This window comes from Stenotrophomonas lacuserhaii (genome assembly GCF_014836545.1).
In the GTDB taxonomy this organism is placed as follows: domain Bacteria; phylum Pseudomonadota; class Gammaproteobacteria; order Xanthomonadales; family Xanthomonadaceae; genus Stenotrophomonas; species Stenotrophomonas lacuserhaii.
In genome coordinates this window covers 150,836-171,352 of sequence record NZ_JACSQS010000006.1, presented here as the reverse complement: position 1 = coordinate 171,352, position 20,517 = coordinate 150,836, and the positions used below count along the sequence as shown (strand labels likewise).

General features: G+C 67.3%; 16 protein-coding genes and 1 tRNA gene. 13 read left to right on the top strand and 4 right to left on the bottom strand.

Features of this window, described 5'->3' with window-relative positions:
- Window positions 1-51: 51 nt before the first annotated feature.
- The 4 genes from leuS (at window position 52) to nadD (ending at window position 5,218) form a co-directional block, all read left to right on the top strand.
- Window positions 52-2,691 (top strand): leucine--tRNA ligase, encoded by a 2,640-nt coding sequence (leuS, locus tag H9654_RS08350; RefSeq protein WP_101100395.1) that lies wholly within the window; start codon window positions 52-54, stop codon window positions 2,689-2,691.
- Window positions 2,692-2,845: 154 nt separating this feature from the next.
- Window positions 2,846-3,499, top strand: coding sequence for an LPS-assembly lipoprotein LptE (locus H9654_RS08345; RefSeq protein ID WP_191770450.1), 654 nt, complete (start codon window positions 2,846-2,848; stop codon window positions 3,497-3,499).
- Between the two features lie 12 nt (window positions 3,500-3,511).
- Window positions 3,512-4,552, top strand: a complete 1,041-nt coding sequence (gene holA / locus H9654_RS08340; RefSeq protein WP_191770449.1) for a DNA polymerase III subunit delta — start codon at window positions 3,512-3,514, stop codon at window positions 4,550-4,552.
- A gap of 9 nt (window positions 4,553-4,561) precedes the next feature.
- Window positions 4,562-5,218 (top strand): nicotinate-nucleotide adenylyltransferase, encoded by a 657-nt coding sequence (gene nadD / locus H9654_RS08335; protein WP_191770441.1) that lies wholly within the window; start codon window positions 4,562-4,564, stop codon window positions 5,216-5,218.
- A 19-nt stretch (window positions 5,219-5,237) separates the two neighbouring features.
- On the opposite strand, the gene H9654_RS08330 is transcribed toward nadD, so the two are convergent.
- Window positions 5,238-5,507 carry a hypothetical protein gene (locus H9654_RS08330; RefSeq protein ID WP_157825147.1) on the bottom strand — a complete coding sequence of 90 codons (270 nt, stop codon included), beginning with the start codon at window positions 5,505-5,507 and terminating at the stop codon, window positions 5,238-5,240.
- A 198-nt stretch (window positions 5,508-5,705) separates the two neighbouring features.
- Between H9654_RS08330 and rsfS the strand changes: the two genes are divergently transcribed.
- The 5 genes from rsfS (at window position 5,706) to H9654_RS08305 (ending at window position 7,970) form a co-directional block, all read left to right on the top strand.
- Entirely contained in the window at window positions 5,706-6,131 is a 426-nt protein-coding gene (gene rsfS / locus H9654_RS08325; protein WP_042612238.1) for a ribosome silencing factor, read from the top strand.
- Window positions 6,132-6,203: 72 nt separating this feature from the next.
- The gene (gene rlmH / locus H9654_RS08320) at window positions 6,204-6,674 is read left to right on the top strand and encodes a 23S rRNA (pseudouridine(1915)-N(3))-methyltransferase RlmH (RefSeq protein WP_191770439.1); all 471 of its coding nucleotides are present in this window, start codon (window positions 6,204-6,206) and stop codon (window positions 6,672-6,674) included.
- 22 nt (window positions 6,675-6,696) lie between these two features.
- Window positions 6,697-6,773 (top strand) — tRNA-Asn (locus tag H9654_RS08315).
- 76 nt (window positions 6,774-6,849) lie between these two features.
- Window positions 6,850-7,605 (top strand): bestrophin-like domain, encoded by a 756-nt coding sequence (locus tag H9654_RS08310; RefSeq protein ID WP_191770437.1) that lies wholly within the window; start codon window positions 6,850-6,852, stop codon window positions 7,603-7,605.
- Window positions 7,606-7,697: 92 nt separating this feature from the next.
- The gene (locus H9654_RS08305) at window positions 7,698-7,970 is read left to right on the top strand and encodes a hypothetical protein (protein ID WP_191770434.1); all 273 of its coding nucleotides are present in this window, start codon (window positions 7,698-7,700) and stop codon (window positions 7,968-7,970) included.
- Window positions 7,971-8,048: 78 nt separating this feature from the next.
- Here the strand turns inward: H9654_RS08305 and H9654_RS08300 are convergent, their stop codons facing one another.
- The 3 genes from H9654_RS08300 to H9654_RS08290 all read right to left on the bottom strand — a co-directional run bounded on the left by H9654_RS08300 (window position 8,049) and on the right by H9654_RS08290 (window position 12,746).
- Complete coding sequence (locus H9654_RS08300; RefSeq protein ID WP_191770433.1) at window positions 8,049-10,862, bottom strand: TonB-dependent receptor; 2,814 nt, start codon at window positions 10,860-10,862, stop codon at window positions 8,049-8,051.
- A gap of 183 nt (window positions 10,863-11,045) precedes the next feature.
- Complete coding sequence (locus H9654_RS08295) at window positions 11,046-11,705, bottom strand: energy transducer TonB (protein WP_191770431.1); 660 nt, start codon at window positions 11,703-11,705, stop codon at window positions 11,046-11,048.
- Between the two features lie 303 nt (window positions 11,706-12,008).
- Window positions 12,009-12,746, bottom strand: coding sequence for an SIMPL domain-containing protein (locus tag H9654_RS08290; RefSeq protein WP_101100439.1), 738 nt, complete (start codon window positions 12,744-12,746; stop codon window positions 12,009-12,011).
- Window positions 12,747-12,875: 129 nt separating this feature from the next.
- Between H9654_RS08290 and H9654_RS08285 the strand changes: the two genes are divergently transcribed.
- From H9654_RS08285 to tldD, 4 genes are all read left to right on the top strand, one after another.
- On the top strand, window positions 12,876-13,484 hold the full coding sequence (locus tag H9654_RS08285; RefSeq protein WP_191770429.1) for a Maf family nucleotide pyrophosphatase: 609 nt from the start codon (window positions 12,876-12,878) through the stop codon (window positions 13,482-13,484).
- Window positions 13,477-14,964 (top strand): ribonuclease G, encoded by a 1,488-nt coding sequence (gene rng, locus H9654_RS08280; RefSeq protein ID WP_042612244.1) that lies wholly within the window; start codon window positions 13,477-13,479, stop codon window positions 14,962-14,964. Before H9654_RS08285 ends, rng begins: the two co-directional genes overlap by 8 nt.
- Window positions 14,965-14,994: 30 nt before the next feature.
- Window positions 14,995-18,891, top strand: a complete 3,897-nt coding sequence (locus H9654_RS08275; protein WP_191770427.1) for a YhdP family protein — start codon at window positions 14,995-14,997, stop codon at window positions 18,889-18,891.
- 67 nt (window positions 18,892-18,958) lie between these two features.
- Window positions 18,959-20,404, top strand: coding sequence for a metalloprotease TldD (gene tldD / locus H9654_RS08270; protein ID WP_191770425.1), 1,446 nt, complete (start codon window positions 18,959-18,961; stop codon window positions 20,402-20,404).
- Window positions 20,405-20,517 lie beyond the last annotated feature (113 nt).

Sequence of the window (20,517 nt, the reverse complement as noted above, 5' to 3'; positions counted from 1 at the left end):
TTGCCGCACTGCGGTACCCTGTGCCGCTTTGCCGCCGCACTTGTGTGTTCCATGACCAGCGTCGAACCCAACGCCTACGACCCGCAGCAGGTTGAATCCGCCGCCCAGCAGTTCTGGGACGGTACCCGTGCCTTCGAAGTCAACGAGACCTCGGACAAGCCGAAGTACTTCTGCCTGTCGATGCTTCCGTACCCGTCGGGCGCGCTGCACATGGGCCATGTGCGCAACTACACCATCGGTGACGTGATCAGCCGCTACAAGCGGATGACCGGGCACAACGTGCTGCAGCCGATGGGCTGGGACGCGTTCGGCCTGCCCGCCGAAAATGCCGCGATCAAGAACAAGACCGCGCCGGCCAAGTGGACCTACAAGAACATCGACCACATGCGCAGCCAGCTCAAGTCGCTGGGCTATGCCATCGACTGGTCGCGTGAGTTCGCCACCTGCAACCCGGACTATTACGTCCACGAGCAGCGCATGTTCACCCGCCTGATGCGCAAGGGCCTGGCCTACCGCCGCAACGCGGTGGTCAACTGGGATCCGATCGACCAGACCGTGCTGGCCAACGAGCAGGTCATCGACGGCCGCGGTTGGCGCTCCGGTGCGCTGGTGGAAAAGCGCGAGATCCCGCAGTGGTTCCTGCGCATCACCGATTACGCCCAGGAGCTGCTGGACGGACTGGACGAACTGGATGGCTGGCCGGAATCGGTCAAGACCATGCAGCGCAACTGGATCGGCCGCTCGGAAGGGCTGGAGATCCAGTTCGCCGTACGTGATGCCGAGGGCAACACGCTGGACCCGCTGCGCGTGTTCACCACCCGGCCGGACACGGTGATGGGCGTGACCTTCGTATCCATCGCCGGCGAACATCCGCTGGCGCTGCATGCGGCCAGGAACAACCCGCAGCTGGCTGAACTGCTGGCCGGGCTGAAGCAGGGCGGGGTATCCGAAGCGGAACTGGAAACCCAGGAAAAGCGCGGCATGGATACCGGCCTGAAGGCCATCCATCCGGTGACCGGCGAGCAGGTGCCGGTGTGGGTGGCCAACTTCGTGCTGATGGGCTACGGCACCGGCGCGGTGATGGCCGTGCCGGGCCATGACCAGCGCGACAACGAATTCGCCAACAAGTACGGCCTGCCGATCCGCCAGGTCATCGCGCTGAAATCGCTGCGCAAGGACGAAACCGCGTACGACGCCAGCCGTTGGCAGGACTGGTACAGCGACAAGAGCCGCGAAAGCGAGCTGGTCAATTCGGGCGAGTTCGACGGCCTGGATTTCCAGGGCGCCTTCGAAGCCCTGGCCGAACGCTTCGAGCGCAAGGCCCAGGGCCAGCGCCGCGTGAACTACCGCCTGCGCGACTGGGGTGTCAGCCGCCAGCGTTACTGGGGCTGCCCGATTCCGGTGATCTACTGCGACAAATGTGGCGCGGTGCCGGTGCCGGAAGAGCAACTGCCCGTCGTCCTGCCGGAAAACGTGGCCTTCTCGGGTACCGGTTCGCCGATCAAGACCGATCCGGAATGGCGCAAGACCACCTGTCCGGACTGCGGCGGCGCGGCCGAGCGCGAGACCGACACCTTCGATACCTTCATGGAGTCGAGCTGGTACTACGCCCGTTACACCTCCCCGGGCGCACGCGATGCGGTGGACAAGCGTGGCAACTACTGGCTGCCGGTGGACCAGTACATCGGTGGCATCGAACACGCGATCCTGCACCTGATGTATTTCCGCTTCTATCACAAGCTGCTGCGTGACGCGCGGATGGTGGACAGCAACGAGCCGGCGCGCAACCTGCTGTGCCAGGGCATGGTGATCGCCGAAACCTACTACCGCGCCAACCCGGACGGGTCGAAGGACTGGATCAACCCGGCCGACGTGGACGTGCAGCGCGACGAGCGTGGCCGCATCACCGGCGCCACCCTGGTGGCCGACGGCCAGCCGGTCGTGGTCGGCGGCACGGAGAAGATGTCCAAGTCCAAGAACAACGGCGTGGACCCGCAGACCATGGTCGGCAAGTACGGCGCCGACACCGTGCGCCTGTTCTCGATGTTCGCCGCACCGCCGGAACAGTCGCTGGAGTGGAACGAAGCCGGCGTGGACGGCATGGCGCGGTTCCTGCGCCGGTTGTGGGCGCAGGTGCACAAGCATGCGGCCGATGGTGCGGCTCCGGCGCTGGACGTGTCCGCGCTGGACGCCGGCCAGAAGACCCTGCGCCGCAAGACCCATGAAACCATCGGCAAGGTCGGCGACGACTATGGCCGCCGCCACAGCTTCAACACCGCCATTGCCGCAGTGATGGAACTGATGAATGCGCTGGCCAAGTTCGATGACGCCACGCCGCAAGGCCGGGCGGTGCGCCACGAAGCCCTGCAGGCGATCGTGCTGATGCTCAACCCGATCACCCCGCATGCCAGCCATGCGCTGTGGCAGGTGCTGGGCCATGGCCAGACGCTGCTGGAAGACCAGGTTTTCCCGCAGGCCGATCCAGGTGCCCTGGTACGCGATGCGCTGACCCTGGCGGTGCAGGTCAACGGCAAGCTGCGCGGCACGATCGAGGTCGCCGCCGACGCGGCGCGCGAGCAGATCGAAGCGCTGGCGGTGGCCGAACCGAACGCGGCCAAGTTCATGGAAGGCCTGACCGTGCGCAAGATCATCATCGTGCCCGGCAAGATCGTGAACATCGTCGTCGGCTGACCCGGCCGCGCCACCGCGGTGGGTGACGCCAGGCTCTGGTGGGTGACGACCGTTGGTCGTCACCGCCTTCCCGGGCCCCGATGATCAACCGTCATTCACGCCTCATCGGGCAGGCTGTATTGCCGCAGCCGCCCGGCTACTACAGACTGTGTCCATGACCCGAATCCTGCTTGCCCTTCTCTTCGCCCTCGGCCTGGCCGGTTGCGGCTTCCACATGCGCAACAAGCTGATGCTGCCGGCCGACACGGCAGCAGTGAAGGTGGTCTCCACCGCGCCCTACAGCGAACTGGCCAAGCTGCTGCGACGCAGCCTGCGGGCGTCCGGGGCGACCCTGGCCGATGACGACTCGACCGCACCGGCCGCGCAGCTGCAGGTTCTGTCCGAGCGCTGGGGTGACCTGCCGATCGCCATCGACGCACAGGGTCGTGCGCAGGAATACAGCCTGCGCTACGCGGTGATCTTCATCTTCCGCCGCGAAGACGGCAGCGAACTGGTGCCGCAGCAGGTGATCGAGCTGTCGCGCGATTACGTTTCCCCGCCGACCGACGCCACCGGCACCACCACCGAGCGCGAGATCCTGGCCGATGAGCTGCGCCGTGAAATGTCGGCCTCGATCATCCGCCGCATCGACAGCGTGGTACGCAACGAGCTGCGCGAAGGCCGCAGTATTTCGGCCCCGGTCGAAGGCCCGGTTGACGGGCAGGTGATTCCGGCAGGTCCGGCACCGGCCGGCGTCCCGGCCATCCAGACCACCATCCCCACTGCCAAGCCCATCCCCCAGCCGGCCACCAAGCCGGTGCAGGACTGAGCCGGCACCCGGATGGAACAGCGCCCGGAGCAGCTGGCCAGCGCCACCGGCGGTCAGCCGCTGGCGCCCGTCTATCTCATCGCCGGGCCTGAAACCCTGCGCGTGCTGGAAGCGGCCGATGCGGTGCGCGCAAAAGCGCGCGCAGAGGGCATCAGCGAACGCGAAGTATTCGATGCCGATGGGCGCGATTTCGACTGGGGACGGCTGCAGGCGGGGTTCAACGCGCCCAGCCTGTTCAGTGCACGCCGCCTGATCGAAGTGCGGCTGCCCAACGGCAAGCCGGGCAAGGAAGGCGCCGAAGTCATCAGTGACTTCTGCGCCTCACCGCCACCGGACGTGGTGCTGTTGATCACCGCCAATGAATGGAGCAAATCGCACCAGGGCAAGTGGGCCGATGCCGTAGGCCGTGCCGGCGTGATTTCGGTAGCCTGGGCGATCAAGCCGCACGAGCTGCCTGAGTGGATCGAGCGCCGCCTGCGTGGCAAGGGCCTGCGCGCCGATCCACAAGCGGTGCAGCGGCTGGCCGAGCGGGTGGAAGGCAACCTGCTGGCCGCCGCGCAGGAAATCGACAAACTGGCCCTGCTGGTCGAATCCGGGCAGGTGCTGGATGTGGAAAAGATGGACGCGCTGGTGGCCGATGCGGCCCGCTATGACGTTTTCCGGCTGGTGGAGTCGACCTTCTCCGGCCAGCCCACCGCGGTGCTGCGGATGGTGGCCGGGCTGCGCGCCGAAGGCGAGGCGGTGGCCGCCCTTATGCCGATTGTCATCCGTGAACTGCTGGCTGGCGCTGCGTTGGCCCAGGTGCAGGCGCGGGGCGGCAACCTGGCAGCGGAAATGAAATCACGCGGCATCTGGGAGTCCCGCCAGGCGCCGTACAAGCGCGCGCTGCAGCGGCACCCGGAAGCCAAGCGCTGGGAGCGCTTCGTTGCCGAAGCCGGGCTGGTGGATCGCATTGCCAAAGGGCGCGCCGACGGTGACCCGTGGCTGGCCCTGGAACGCCTGCTGGTGGCGGTGTCCGAAGCACGCGCGGTACGCCTGCTGGCGCGCGCCTGAGCGCTGGCCATGGGCCTTCGCATCTATTACGGCGGCACGTTCGATCCGGTGCACAACGGGCATCTTGCCATTGCCCGTGCCGCACGCGATGCCTTGAACCTGCCGATACGGCTGCTGCCGGCGGCCGACCCGCCGCACCGTCCGGCACCCGGCGCCAGCGCCGAGCAACGTTGCCGGATGCTGCAGCTGGCGCTTGCCGATGAAACCGGATTGCTGCTGGATCGCCACGAACTGGAGCGCGCCGCCCGCCATCCGCAACGTCCGTCCTACACCGTGGATACCCTGACCGAACTGCGCCAAGCGTTCGGCGCGGATACGCCGCTGGCCTGGCTGGTGGGGGCCGACAGCCTGCTGTCGCTGGCCACCTGGCATCGCTGGCAGGACCTGTTCGGGCTGGCGCATTTCATCGTCGCCGAGCGCCCCGGCAGCAGCTTGCCGCAGGTGGTGGAGGGCGTGCTGGGCCAGGCACTGCACGGCCGCTGGACCGACCAGCCGCAGGACCTTGAGGATGCAGCGGCAGGGCGTGTGCTGCGCCTGCATCAGCCGCTGCGCAGCGAGTCGGCCAGCGAGGTCCGCGCCCGCATCGCCGCCGGCGGCACCTGGCAGGCCCTGGTACCGCCGGCGGTGGCGGGTTACATCACCGGACATCGGCTTTACGGTGTGTGATCCTGGGGCTTGGCAGCTGTCATCCGCCCGTCGTGGTGCAGGTCACCGACGCGGGAACCTGGCCGCCGAAGGTGGCGCGGGTATGCTCGTAAATGGCACGCAGGACGGCCTGTTTGTGATCGGGTTCATTCACTACCAACGGTAGGTGGACGCTTCCGCGCGTATCGCACCGCCAGGCAACGCAACCCGGGCAGGGATCCCCTTCAGGACCTACTGGCGCCTGGACGGGCGCTGCAGCGCTACCAAGCGCGATACCCGAGGCGACGACGAAGGTGGCAAGCAGGCTCATGGTGATGCTCCAGTCAATGGGAAAGGGCGCGCAACCGGCGGGCCACCATCATCGGCTCGCCCAACCGGGCCCGTTATCAGGCATAGCCGGCGGCGCGGGTCAGGTCAGCGGCTTGTCCGCCTGGGGGCTGAATCCGGTGAATGCCTCCCGCGCCGGTCCCACGTATAATCCCCCCTACGTTTATCGAGTCGACCCGCTTTGAGCAACCAGCCCCAACCCCAGACCATCAAGGTCGAACTGCCCAACCCGCCGCCCTCCGTGGAGCAGCTGTTGGCCTGCGTGACCGACGCCACCGAAGAGCTGAAGGCCAAGGACGTGGTCACCATCGACGTACGCGGCAAGTCCAGCGTCGCCGATTACTTCGTGATCGCCTCGGGTACCTCGTCGCGTCACGTGAAGTCCATCGCCGAGGAAGTGGTCCGCTTCGCCAAGAAGCTGGACATGATGCCGCTGGGCGTTGAAGGCGAGCGCGAAGCCGAATGGGTGCTGGTCGACCTGGGCGATGTCGTGGTCCACGTCATGCTGCCGCGCGTGCGCGAGCTGTATGCGCTGGAGCGCCTGTGGACGGTGGGCGACCAGCGTCGCCAGCACGAAGAAGAAGAAGGCCAGGACGACGAGGTCTGATCGACCGACCTGCTGCCCGTGGTGTACCCCCGACGGCGCCGATGGCGCCGTTGGACGTTATGAGGAAGCCTGATGAAAGCGCGACTGATCGCCACCGGTGAACGCGCCCCCAGCTGGGTGGCGCAGGGCTTTGCCGAATACCAGAAGCGGCTCTCGCACTGGCTGCCGTTCGAGCTGGTGGAGATCGAGCCGGGCCTGCGTGGCAAGGGCCGCGATGCGCGCCGTGCGACCGATGACGAAGGCAAGCGGGTGATTGCCGCGCTGCCCAAGAATGCCTGCGTGGTGGCGCTGGACGTGCCCGGCCGACAGCTCAGCTCGGAACAGTTGGCGCAGCGGCTGGAGCACTGGCGCGGGCAGGGCAGGGACCTGGCGTTCCTGATCGGCGGGCCGGAAGGGCATTCGTCGGAGGTGTCGGCACTGGCGGATGAAAAATGGTCGATCGGCCCATTGACCCTGCCGCACATGCTGGTGCGCCTGGTCGTCGCCGAACAGCTGTACCGCGCCGCGGCGATGTTGGCCAACCACCCCTACCATCGCGCGTGAAGAGTCGTTATACTGGTCGTCTGCCCGAATAGCTCAGCCGGTTAGAGCACTTGACTGTTAATCAGGGGGTCGTTGGTTCGAGTCCAACTTCGGGCGCCATTTTGAAAACCCGCATCGCGAGATGCGGGTTTTTTTTGTGTGGCATGCTGCGCCCATCCTTGGCCGGAGCGTCACGATGGGTGAGATCATCACAGCGGGTATCGTCTTCGCCTGCCTGAGCGCGGCGTCGATCGGCATGATGTACCTGTATCCGCGGCTTTCGGCCCGGCACCGGGATGACGAGACCAATACGGTCCTGCGGTTGGTGGCCAATATCTTCGTGGTGATGACCTCGCTGGTGTTCGGCCTGCTGATCAATTCGTCGAAGAACACCTTCGAAACCATCGATTCGAACGTGCACGGTTTTTCGACCAGCCTGATCATGTTCGACCGCTCGCTGCGGACGTACGGGGTGGAAACCGAGGAGACCCGACGGCGGCTCAGGGAGTACATCGAGACCGCCATCGCCCATCCCGCGCGCAGCGACGATGCCCTCGTCCACCACCACGACCCGGCGGCCAACGCACTGGACCAGGTCGGTGGCGCGCTGGATCGTATCGCGCCAGCGGATCGTTTCCACGAAGGGTTGCTGGCCAATGCGCGACAGCAGTACCAGACCGTCGTGCTGCAACGATGGAGCATCGTCGAACAGTCCGAAGCCAGCGTGCCGCGCCTGATCATCTGGATGCTGATGGCGTGGATGACGCTGATCTATGGAAGTTTCGGCTATCGTGCCCCGCACAACCCGATGGTGGTCGGCATGTTCCTTTTATCGGCCGCTTTGATCGCGACCTCGGTGTACTTCGTGCTGGACATGAGCGTGCCGTTCCATGGGCCGATCCAGGTGTCCGCCGCGCCGTTGCACCGCGCGCTGGCCGAGATCCAGCCATGAGGTAACCCAGCGCATGTGCCCGCCCTGGTAGCGCCGAGCCGTGCTCGGCGGTAGGCTTCAGCGGCCAGCATCGGCATCAGGAGCAGTGACTCATGGAGAAACAACAGGCCGCCGCCATCGCAGAGGCGGTGCTCGACCCCGACCTGCAGGCACAGCAGTACCGTTCCGCGGCATTGAAGGCGGCCTCGCGCGAGCGAGCCCGAAATCGGGATATCGCCTGGTTCGGCCTTGCCGGCCTGATCGTGGGCATGCCGCTTGCCTGGCTGCTTGGCGCCGCGCCCGGCCACGGCGCGCTGCTGGGCGTGGGGGCAGGGTGCGTGCTGGGATGCATCGCGCGCGTTCTCCGATCCACGCGTCGCCGTTAGTCATCCCGCGCGCCGATGCACGCAGAAAAAAGCCCGGGCACGGGGCCCGGGCTTGGTCACATCACGCGATGAATCCGATCAGTTGAACGTGTACTTCGCGCCCACCGTGAAGTAGCGGCCGATGGCGCCGCTGAAGTGCAGCGGGTTGTAGTTGATGCCGCCGTAAGTGGCCGGATCCAGCGGTGCGGTGCGGTCGAACACGTTGGCCACCGAGCCGAAGATCTCCAGTCCATCCATGGCCTTCCAGTTGGCCGACAGATCAAACGTGGTGAATGAAGCGACCTTGCAGTCGCCCGGGGCCGGGCTGCCATCGGCGCGGAAGTTCAGGCAGTCGTCTTCCTTGGTACCGCCGGTTTCGGCCAGGTTGTCCATCGAACTGATGTAGTTGACGATGCCGCTGACCGACCAGTCGTGGTAGTTCCAGGTGGCACCGAAGTTGATGCGGTCCTTCGGCGTGCCGATGCAGTTGGTGACATCGCAGTTGCCGTGGGTGCCGGCGTATTCGTGGGTGGTGTCACCCTCGGTACGCTCGAACTTGCTGGTGTGGCTCCACTGCAGGTCCAGCCGCAGGTCGCCGGCAGTACCCAGCGGGATGTCCTGGCGGATATCGGTGTCGATACCTTCAACCTTCGACGCGCTGGCATTCACGTAGTTCGTGTTGATGGCCAGGATCGAGCCGGTACCCGGCACACCATTGAGCAGGTCGGTATCGCGCAGCACGTTGCCTGACGCGATGGCATCAGCCGTTGAACCCTGTGCGATTTCATTGGTGCGCTTGATCCGCCATGCGTCCACGGTGATCGACGTCGTGCGGGTCGGCTGCAGCACGATGCCCAGCGAATAGCTCTTGGACTCTTCGGCTTCCAGCAGCGGGTTGGGGCGGGTGATGATCGCCACCGGCTGCTGGCCGCAATCATCCTGCGTGCCACCCGGGGCGGGGGTGCCACCCGGGCAGCGGACCGGGTCGAGCGCATTGGAGAAGGCGGCCAGGCCACCATCGCCGTTTTCGGCCGGGTTCGGCGCGCGGAAGCCTTCGGCATAGGTGCCGCGCAGGGCGATCCAGTCGATCGGGGTCCACTTGAAGCCGACCTTCGGGGTCACCGAATCATCGCCGCTTTCGTATTTGTCATAGCGCGCGGCGGCGGTGAGTTCCAGCGATTCCAGCACCGGCGCGGCCAGTTCGGCATAGGCGGCGTAGACGTTCTGGGTACCGTCGTAGGACGAGAAGCCCAGCCCGATGATGTCGCCGGCATCGGTGTACGTCTGCGGCGACAGGCTGTTGGTGGTACGACGCCACTCGGTGCCCAGCGCCAGCCCCAGCGGACCACCGGCCAGGTCCATCAGCGAGCGGTTCACCTTGAAGTCGAACATGTCCAGACTGCTCTTGGCGGTGGCCTGGATGGTCGGGGAAATGTAGTCGTACAGGCTCTGCGGATTGCCTTCCGAGCCGGCACCGATGTTCCATGTGCCAGCCGGGCAGGCCAGGTCGCCCAGCACGCACTGCACCGCGCTGTAACGCAGGAAGCCGTCACGCTTGTTGACCAGGTTGGTGGACGAATGCAGGTAGCCGGTGTCGTAGCTCCACTCGCCCCAGGTGCCCTTTACCCCGGCCAGGAAGCGGATGAACTCGTTGTCGTTGTTGGTCACGCGCGGGCCGACGTCGAAGGCGTTGTAGCGCACGCGCACCGGTTCGCCGTAGGGGTTGTCGGGATGCCCGACCGCCAGCACGGTGGCGCCGGGGCCACTGTTGGCATTGACCGGGCCACCAGGATAACCCCACGCGCCGGACACGTTGGACGGGGTGTTGTTGAAGGTGGTTTCCTTCTTGGAGTAGCCCATTTCCACATAGGCTTCGGCGCTGTCGCTGAAGGCGAAGGTCGCACGTCCGAACACGTTGACGTATTTCTCTTCCGGGCTCAGGTCACGATAGTCGGCCATGTCCCACAGGCAGCCGCCGCCCGGATCCTGCGGGGCGACACTGGAAAGGCCTGAACAACCGGGCAGTGATTCCAGCAGGCCGGTGGTCGGGTTGAAGATGCTGCCGGTCGGCGAGTTGCCGCCGCCGCTGCCGTTGCCGGTGATCGCCCCGCCAAGGAACTGGCTGCCGCCGGCGCTGTAGCCCCAGCGACGCAGGTCACCGGTGCCGATCCAGTCGCGGTTGCGGCGGTCGCTGACGCGGATGCCATCGGACTTGCCCACGTCGATGCTGGCGAAGGCATTCCAGCCATCTTCGGACAGATTGCCGGTACCGGCGGTAAGGGTTGCCTTGCGCGCATCGCCGTCGCTGTCGCCGGACAAGCCATAGGAGCCGCGCAGGATCACGCCTTCGAAGTCACTGCGCAGGATGATGTTCACCACGCCGGCGATGGCGTCCGAACCATAGGTGGCAGACGCGCCGTCCTTCAGGACTTCCACGCGCTCCACGGCATCCAGCGGGATGGTGCTGAGATCGGTGAAGACCTTCTGTCCGTCATCGGCCAGGCCATAGGTGGCCATGCGCCGTCCGTTCAACAGCACCAGAGTGGAACCGGCGCCCAGACCGCGCAGTGAAATGCCGGCGCCGCCGCCGGCGAAGCCGTTGCCGAAGGTCTTGGGGATGGAGCCGGAGCCGTCCGAAGTCAGGGTCTGCAGGTATTCGGCGACCGTGGTCTTGCCGGTACGGTCGATCTCCTGGCGGGTGACCACCTGCACCGGTGAGGGGGTTTCGGTATTGGTGCGCGGGATGTTGGAGCCGGTGACGGTGATCCGGTCCAGGTTGGTGGCGGGGTCCTGCGCGAAGGCCGTCGTGGATCCGGCGGCCGCGATCAGCAGCGCGCTGCCAGCAAGGACGTGGGTGATGGACGTGGCAAGCGACGTGCGGCGGCTGGCACGTGGAAGGGTCGGGTATTTCACAGCTCTCTCCTGACTGGGAATACGTAGTGGCGTGTCCTACCGCAGGCCCCCTTGCCCCGCGATGTCGCCAATCTAGGTTTCTTTCAGGTGACGCAAGAGTGAAATTTTGCTTAATCGGGTCCGCTTTGTGACGTCCGTCAGGGAGCTGGACAGGGGGTAATCTCCGTCACCCCCTGTCGCGCCTTACTCTGGCAAGGAGAACTCGATCGGCACCAGGCCCACCGAGGACGTGGCCACGCCGTCCTGCATGGACGGTTCGAATCGCCACTGGCGCAGTACCTGCTGGCGCGCAGCAAGGTCCAGCGCGCGCGAACCGCTGCTGCGTTCGATGGAAACCGCAGTGGGGCGGCCCTCGGCACTGACTTCCACCCGCAGCAGGACGGTGCCCTGCTCACGGCCACGCAGGGCGGCGATCGGGTACGTCGGCGGCGGGGCGGAGCGGTACCGCAGTTGTGCGCCAGGACCGCTGCGGGTGGGCGTAGCGGCCTGCAGGGGCACGCTCGGAACGGGGGCGGGCTGCGGTTCGGCGGCGGGCACGGCGTAGGCCGGGACCTGCTCGGTGACGGTGGTGGGGGTCGGCAGGGGCGTCGGCTGCGGTTTCACCACGGTCTGCGGCGGTGCGACCTGCTGGACGACTTCCGGCGGAACCGGCGTGGGCGGCAGTGGCTTGTCCGGGGTGATCCAGCGGATCTGCGGGGCCTCACGTGGCAGGGGGACGGCCACGTAGGCGGCGGGGATCACCAGCAGCATGAAGGCCAGCACGTGCAGCGCGATCGCGGTGCTCCATGCGGCGATGCGGGCGGGGTCGAAGCGGAGCGGGACTACCGGGTACGTACGAACCATGGTTCACCTCCATGCAAAGCCAGCAGGGGGACGTCATCGGGGCCGGTGGATGCCGGCGGATCAGCAATAGCGCGGCCAGCGCGGCGTGCCCAGCGGGGCAGGCGCGTTCGTTTGGTTACGAGTCAGGTAACGGCGATGGCGCTACGTAGTGACGACCTTGGTCGTCACCCGCAGATCGCCGTGACGGCCAAGGTCGTCCCTACAAGTTGGCACCCGGGCAGAACGGTGACGACCAACGATCGTCACCCACCAAGGACGGTCGTCACCCACCAAACAGTGGATCGGCACTCAACTGCGAAGGCCTCAGCGGCCGAGTTCGAACACCACGTCCAGGTTCACCGACACGGTGGTTTCACCGGCGGCCACCGGGGTGCTGGCCATGTCGGCGGCCATCGGCGCGGCGGCCGCGCGCATCATCACCGGGCGGAAGCCGCCGCCGCTGCTTTCGGAAATGCTGACGATGCGGCGCACCTGCAGGCCCAGCGACTTGGCGTAGGTCTGCGCACGGGCCTGGGCCTTCTTCAGTGCGGCCAGGCGGGCTTCGTCATACACCGGTTCCGGCTGGTCGATCTCGAAGCTGGGGCCGTTGATCTGGTTGGCGCCCTGTGCGGCCAGCGCGTCCAGCACCTTGCCCAGCTTGGCGATGTCACGCACCTTCAGGCTGACCGTGTTGCTGGCCTGGTAGCCGGTGATCTTCGGTGCCTCGTTGTCAGCGTAGCGATACTGCGGGCTCAGGTTCACCCCGCTGGTCTGCACGTCGCGCTCGGCGATGCCCGCGGCCTTGATCGCGGCCAGCACGGTGTCCATCTTCTGCGCGTTCTCGCGCATCGCGGTGTTGCCGTCCACGGCCTGGGTAACCACGCCGGCGGAGAGCGTGGCGATGTCCGGCACGCGGCTGGCTTCGGCGTTGGCCGATACGTTGAGCAGGGTGCCTTCCACCGGGGCGATGGCAGGGGCCGGTACGGCGGCTTGAGCGGTCACGGAAGCTCCCAGGGCGAGGGACAGGGCGAGCAGCAGGGGTGAGAGGACAGGGCGACGCATGGAGATCTCCTTGAAGGCCATCGAGGTTGCTGGCGAAGGGATGAACGCGTTGTGAGCCGGAACGGGGTTGCGCATGGCCGCGGCACGTTGCCTGCGATTCAGGCCGTGCGCGCAGGGTATGCTGTGTCGATGCTCTATCTTGCCTCCCGCTCCCCCCGCCGCAGTGAATTGCTTGCCCGCCTTGGCCGTCCGTTCCAGACCCTGGACCTGGACGTGGCCGAAGTGCGCGCGGTTGGCGAAACGCCGCGCGACTACGTGCAGCGGGCAGCCGCCGACAAGGCCCGCGCAGGGCTGGCCCACGTGTTGGCCGCCGATCCCGCAGCGGTGGTGGTCGGCTCGGATACCGAAGTGGTGCTGGGTGAGCGCGTGTTCGGCAAACCGGCCGATGCCGGGGATGCCGCCGCCATGCTGGCCGCGCTGTCCGGCCGCACCCACCAGGTGATGACCGCCGTGGTGCTGGCTTCTGCCGGCGGCCTGTCGGTGGACCTGGTGGTGTCCGAGGTCACCTTCGCCGCGCTGGAGCAAGCCCACATCGCCGCTTACGTGGCTACCGGCGAGCCGTTCGGCAAGGCCGGTGCGTATGCCATCCAGGGAGAAGCAGAGCGCTTCATCACCCATCTGGCCGGAAGCTATTCCGGCGTGATGGGATTGCCGCTGTACCAGACCGACCGGCTGCTGGCCGGCGCGGGCTTGCCTTCCTACCCTGTTGCCGCCACGGAGGCTGCCGTACATGTCTGAAGAAATACTGGTCAACGTAACCCCCCGCGAAACCCGGGTGGCGGTGATCGAGAACGGCATGCTGCAGGAGCTGCACATCGAGCGTGGCTGGCGGCGCGGCGTGGTCGGCAACATCTACAAGGGAAAAGTGCAGCGGGTGATGCCCGGCATGCAGGCCGCGTTCGTTGAAGTGGGGCTGGAGCGCGCTGCGTTCCTGCACGCCAACGATGTGGTGCGGCCGGCTCCGGTGGCCAGCCCGGACACAGACGGCACCACCCTGCCGCCGCCCTCCAGCGTACCCATCGTGGAGCTGCTGCGCGACGGCCAGGACATCGTGGTGCAGGTGGTCAAGGACCCGATCGGGACCAAGGGCGCACGCCTGACCACCCAGATCAGCATCCCCTCGCGTTACATGGTGCTGCTGCCGCAGTCCAAGGTGGTCGGCGTTTCGGCGCGCATCGAAGACGAAGGCGAGCGCGCACGGCTGAAGGCGCTGGTGACCGAACTGTCGGCCCAGCACGGTGGCTACGGCTACATCGTGCGCACCAACGCCGAAGGCCAACCGGCCGAAGCGATCGCCGAAGACGTGGCCTACCTGTCGCGGGTGTGGAACGTGGTCGAGCGGCGCGGCCGCGAGGCCGCTTCGTGCAGCGTGATCTATGAAGACCTCAGCCTGCCGCTGCGTTCGGTGCGCGACCTGATCCGCAAGGACGTGGACAAGGTGAAGGTCGATTCCAAGGAAACCTTCGTGCAGCTGCAGGCCTTCGTGGCCAAGTACATGCCGGTGCTGGCCGAAAAGCTGGAACTGTACGCTGGCGACCGCCCGATCTTCGACATGTTCGGGGTGGAGGACGAGATCGGCCGCGCACTGGACAAGCAGGTGCCGCTGAAATCCGGTGGCTACCTGGTGATCGACCAGACCGAAGCGATGACCACCATCGACGTCAACACCGGTTCGTTCGTCGGCCAGCGCAATCTGGAAGAAACCGTCTACCGCACCAACCTGGAAGCGGCGCAGGCCGTTGCCAGGCAGCTGCGCCTGCGCAATCTGGGCGGCATCATCATCATCGACTTCATCGACATGGTGGACGCCGAACACCGTCGCCAGGTGCTGCGCACGCTGGAAAAAGCACTGGCCCGCGACCATGCCAAGACCACCGTGTACGACTTCTCGCCGCTGGGCCTGGTGGAAATGACGCGCAAGCGCACCGTGGAGAGCCTGGAGCGCCAGCTTTCGGAAACCTGCCCGCAATGCAGCGGCCGCGGCAGCATCAAGACCACCGAAACGGTCACCTACGAAATCTTCCGCGAGATCACCCGTGCGGTGCGCCAGTTCGAAGCGGCGCGCCTGCTGGTGATCGCCTCCTCGAAGGTGGTGGCCCGCATCACCGACGAGGAATCGACCGCCGTTGCCGAGCTGGAAGAATTCCTCGGCAAGAGCATCCGCTTCCAGGCGGACGACCAGTACCTGCAGGAACAATTCGATGTGGTCCTGCTCTGATCTTTACCGGCCGGTTGCCGGCCAGGGCCGATGAGCGCGCCGCCGCGCCTGCGACTGCGAAGGATCCGCCGTCTTGCCCTGTACGCGTCCGCCATCGCCCTGGTGGCGGTGGCGTTGCTGGTGGGTACCTTCAGCCAGCTGCTTCCGCTGGCTGAGCGGCACCCGGAACAGATTGCCGCCTGGTTGACCGCACGTGCCGGCCAGCCGGTGCGCTTCGATGACCTGAAAGCGCAGTGGACCCGCCGTGGCCCACTCCTGCAGCTCGATGGCCTGCGCATCGGGGCCGGCGATGGCCTGCGCGTGGGCCAGGCCGAAGTGCAGGTGGCGATGTACGCCGGCCTGCTGCCAGGGCGCTCGTTGACCGAACTGCGCCTGCGCGGACTGGCGCTCACCCTGCAGCGAGCCGACGACGGGCGCTGGAGCGTGCGCGGCCTGCCGAGCCGGCCGGGTAGCGATCCGCTGGAGGCGCTGCGGCGGCTCGGTGAACTCCAGGTCGAACGCGGTCGCTTGACCGTGGATGCGCCTTCGCTGGGGCTGCAGGCGACCCTGTCGCGGCTGGACGTGCGGCTGCGGGTCAACGGTGACCGCCTGCGCGTGGGCGTGCGGGCGTGGGCCAGGGAAGACGCGCTGCCGCTTTCGGCGGTGCTGGACGTGGACCGCCGCCATGGCAATGGTGAGGCCTGGTTGGGCGGGGATCCGGTGGACCTGCAGGCGTGGTCGTCGCTGCTCTCCGGTGCCGGCGTGAAGGTGCTGCAGGGCCGCGGTGAACTCAATGCCTGGGTGGCCCTGCGTGACTTCCGCCCGGTGATGGTCACCACCGATTCGGACCTGACCGCGCTGCACCTGGCCGGCGCGCCCACGGCCCATGTGGCGCGGCCGACGCTGGACGTGGAGCGCCTGCAGATGCGCGCGCGATGGCGTTACAGCGAAGGTGGCTGGCGCGCGCAGGCGCCGTTGCTACGGGTGCGTGCCGACGGCCGCGAGCAGGTGCTTGATGACCTGCTGGTCGGTGCCGGGCAGCACATGGCGCTGATCGCCGACAACGTGGATGGCAACGTGCTGCTGCGCGCACTGGCACTGACCGATCGGGTCGACGCCGGGCTGCGCGACTGGCTGTACCGCGCCCACCCGCAGGTGCGCGTGCGTTCGCTGCAGGCTCGCGGCGAACGCAACGGGCCGCTGTGGGTGCAGGGTGATCTGGAAACACTGGCGTTTTCCAGCGTGGACGGCGGGCCAGGGCTGGCCGGCGTAGGCGGCCGCTTCCAGGGCGACGCCGAAGGTTTTTCGCTGCAGCTGCAGCCGCAGCAGCAACTGCAGTTCGACTGGCCGAAGGGCTTCGGCGTGCGTCACGACGTGCGCCTGGCCGGTGAAGTGGTGGGCTGGCACGACGAAGCCGGTGGCTGGCGCATCGGCACCCCGGCGTTGCGCGTGCAGGGCACCGATTACGCGGCCGACGTGCGCGGCGGGTTGTGGTTCCAGGGCGACGGTACGCGGCCGTGGATGCAGCTGGCGGCGAAGATCGACGATGTGCCGATGACCGCCGCCAAGCGCTTCTGGATCCGTTCGAAGATGAGCGCCAACGCGCGCGCTTGGCTGGATACCGCGCTGCAGTCCGGCCGCGTGCGCAACGGCATCGGGCTGGTCACCGGTGACCTGGACGACTGGCCGTTCGACCGCAACAACGGCCGCTTCGAGGCCACCGGCCATATCGAGGACGGCACCATCCGTTTCCAGAAGACCTGGCCGGACATGACCCAGGTGGATGCGGACATCGCCTTCATCGGTCCGGGCTTTTCGCTCAAGGGCCGCGGCGACCTGGCCGGGGTCAACGTGGATGCGATGGAAGCAGGGATCGAGGACTTCGGCCAGACCCCGCTGTACGTGCGTGCGCAGAGCCGCAGCGAAGCCAGCCGGTTGTTGGCCATGCTGCGGCGCAGTCCGCTGCACGGACAGTACGGCGACACTCTGGATGCGCTCAGCGCCAGCGGCCCGGCGAATGTGGATTTCGACCTGCTTCAGCCGCTGCATCCCGGCCAGCCCGGGCACCTGCAGGGCAGCGTGGCGCTGGATGGCGTAAAGCTGTCCGACAAGCGCTATGCGCTGGATTTCGAGGACGTGCGCGGCAGCGCGAAGTACGCCGGTGGCGGCTTCGGTGCCGACAACCTCAGCGTGCGCCACCTTGGCGCGCCGGGCACGTTGAGCCTGCGCGCGGGCGGCTTCGTGCGCGATCCGCAGCTGGCCTTCGAATCGGAACTGGATGCCAACCTGGACGCCGGCACGCTGCTGGACCGCGCCCCGGAAATGGCCTGGCTGAAGCCTTACATCGAAGGCCGCTCGGACTGGAAGATCGGCGTGGACATGCCCAAGGCGGTGGCTGCGGCGCCGTCAGCGGGCGGCGGCACTGCGGCGCCGACCCCGCCTGCGCGGCTGCACCTGCAGTCCAACCTGGTGGGCACCACGCTGAGCCTGCCGGCACCACTGGACAAGCCGGCCGCCGAGGCGCTGGATACCCGCGTGGCGGCGCAGCTGCCGATGGGCGATGGTCGCATCGACGTGGCCTTCGGCGAGCGCCTGGCACTGGCCGCGCGCACGCACCAGGGCCAGACCGGCGTGCAGGTCACGCTGGGCAGTGCCCGGGTGGACCGCGATCCGCCGGCCAGCGGGCTGGCGGTCAATGGCCGAAGCGGCTCGCTGGATGCGCTCGAATGGATCTCCCTGGCGCGTGGTTCGGCCGGCGATGGCAAGGACGACGGCACGCCCAGCGACCCGATGCCGCTGCGTTCGGTGGATGTGCAGGTGGCCCAGCTGCTGCTGATCGGCGGGGTGTTCGAACAGACCCGCCTGCAGCTGCGGCCGACCGCCCAGCACCTGGACGTGCGCCTGGACGGCCCCTCGCTGGCCGGCCAGCTGCAGGTGCCCAACGCCAGCGGCGCCACCATCAGCGGCGCCCTGCAGCGCGTTCACTGGAAGTCACTGCCGGGCCCGGCGCAGCCGCGTCCGCGCGATGGCGCGCCGATCGTGATGCCCGATGGTGAAGTGATGGCGGCGCGCGTCCAGGCCAGCGCCAACGACACTGATCCAGCCGCCATTCCGCCGCTGTCGCTGGACATCGCCGACCTGCAGTTCGGCAAGATCAACCTCGGCCAGGCGGTGGTGCGCACCCAGCCCGTTGCCAACGGTCTGCGCGTGCAGCAACTGGATTTCCGTTCGCCGAAACAGGCCATCGATGTCCGTGGCAGCTGGTTGGGCAAGGGGCCTGCGGCACGCACCGACCTCACCGCGCAGGTGCGCAGCGAAGACCTCGGCGACCTGCTGCGCGACCTGGATTACGGTGGCCAGCTGCGTGGCGGGCAGGGCAGCATCGACCTGCAGGCCGGCTGGGCCGGTGGGCCGTCGGACTTCCAGCTGGGCAACCTGCAGGGGAGCATGAAGGTCGATGCACGCAACGGCCAGCTGCTGGAACTGGAGCCCGGTGCGGGGCGCGTGCTGGGCCTGCTGAGCATCACCCAGCTGCCGCGCCGGCTGATGCTGGACTTCCGCGACTTCTTCTCCAAGGGCTTTGCGTTCAACCAGATCGCCGGCACGCTGGCCTTCGCCGATGGATCGGCCACCACCGACAAGGTGATGATCGAAGGCCCGGCCGCCAACATCCGTATCCGCGGCCGTACCGACCTGCGCGCGCAGCAGTTCGACCAGACCATCGACGTCAACCCGCGCTCGGGTAACCTGCTGACGGTGGTGGGCGCAGTGGCCGGCGGCCCGGTGGGCGCCGCGCTCGGCGCGGCCACCAATGCGGTGCTGTCCAAGCCGCTGGGCGAAATCGGGGCCAAGACCTACCGTGTCACCGGCCCCTGGAAAGAGCCGAAAGTGGAGGTGGTGGAGCGCGATGCGTCCGTGCCGCCGCCGCCCAAGCCGACCGCGCGCTGAGCGCTCGGCACTCCCCTCTGCATGACGCGGCTTGCCATGGCCGCGTTCTGCCCCCAGATTGAAGCTCATGACCGATAACGCCCTTACCCTCGCGACCGACCGCCTGCTGCAGCCCGCCGGGCTGGATGCAGGCACCCTGGAAAACACCTTCGGCCACCTGCTGGGCCCGGGCATCGACTTCGGTGACCTGTACTTCCAGCACGCCCGCCGCGAAAGCTGGAGCGTGGAAGATGGCATCGTCAAGGACGGTGCGCATTCCATCGAACAGGGCGTCGGCGTGCGCGCGATTTCCGGTGAGAAGACCGGCTTCGCCTATTCCGATGAAATCCACCGCGACGCGCTGTCCAACGCCGCGCACTCGGCCCGCGCGATTTCGCGCGAGGGTGGGGCGCAGACCGGCAAGTCCCTGCTGCGCGGTGATGCGCGCGCGCTGTACCCGGCGCTGGATCCGGTGGACAGCATGGGCAACGAAGCCAAGGTGGAAGTGCTCAAGCGCCTGGATGCCTACCTGCGTGCCGCCGACCCGCGCGTGAAGCAGGTGATGGTGAGCCTGTCCGGCGGCGTGGACACCATCCTGATTGCACGCAGCGACGGCGTGCTGGGCGCGGACATCCGCCCGCTTGTGCGCTTGAACGTGCAGGTGATCGTGGAGCAGAACGGCCGTCGTGAATCCGGTTATTCCGGTGGCGGTGGTCGCTACGACTACACCGAACTGTTTGCCAGTGGCCGTCCGGAAGCCTTCGCCCGCGAAGCGCTGCGGCAGGCCCTGGTGAACCTGGAGGCGGTACCCGCACCGGCCGGCGTGATGCCGGTGGTGCTCGGCCCGGGCTGGCCCGGCGTGCTGCTGCACGAAGCGGTCGGCCATGGCCTGGAAGGCGACTTCAACCGCAAGGGTACCAGCGTGTATGCCGGTCGCCTGGGCGAGCGGGTGGCCTCGCCGGGGGTGACCATCGTCGATGACGGCACGCTGGAAGGCCTGCGCGGTTCGCTCAACATCGATGACGAGGGTCAGCGCACCCAGTGCACCACGCTGATCGAAGACGGCATCCTGGTCGGCTACATGCAGGATTCACTCAACGCGCGCCTGATGGGCATGGCACCGACCGGCAACGGCCGCCGCGAATCGTTCGCGCACCTGACCATGCCGCGCATGACCAATACCTACATGCGCGCCGGGCAGCATGACCCGGAAGAGATGATCCGCTCGGTCAAGAAGGGCCTGTACGCGGTGAACTTCGGCGGCGGCCAGGTCGACATCACCAGCGGCAAATACGTGTTTTCGGCCACCGAGGCCTATCTGATCGAAGACGGTCGAATCACCGCGCCGGTGAAGGGCGCCACGATCATCGGCAACGGCCCGGAGACCATGCAGAAGGTGCGCATGATCGGCAACGACCTGGCGCTGGACCAGGGCGTCGGCATCTGCGGCAAGGACGGCCAGAGCGTACCGGTCGGTGTGGGCCAGCCGTCGCTGCTGATCGATGGACTCACCGTGGGTGGCACCCAGGCGTGATGCCAGCGGTGCCCCTGCCCGGCAGCGCCGCGGGCTTCCCGGCGGTATCCCTGCCCGGTAGCGCCGAGCCATGCTCGGCGGCTTTCCCGGCAGCGCAAGCAGGTAGCGCCGAG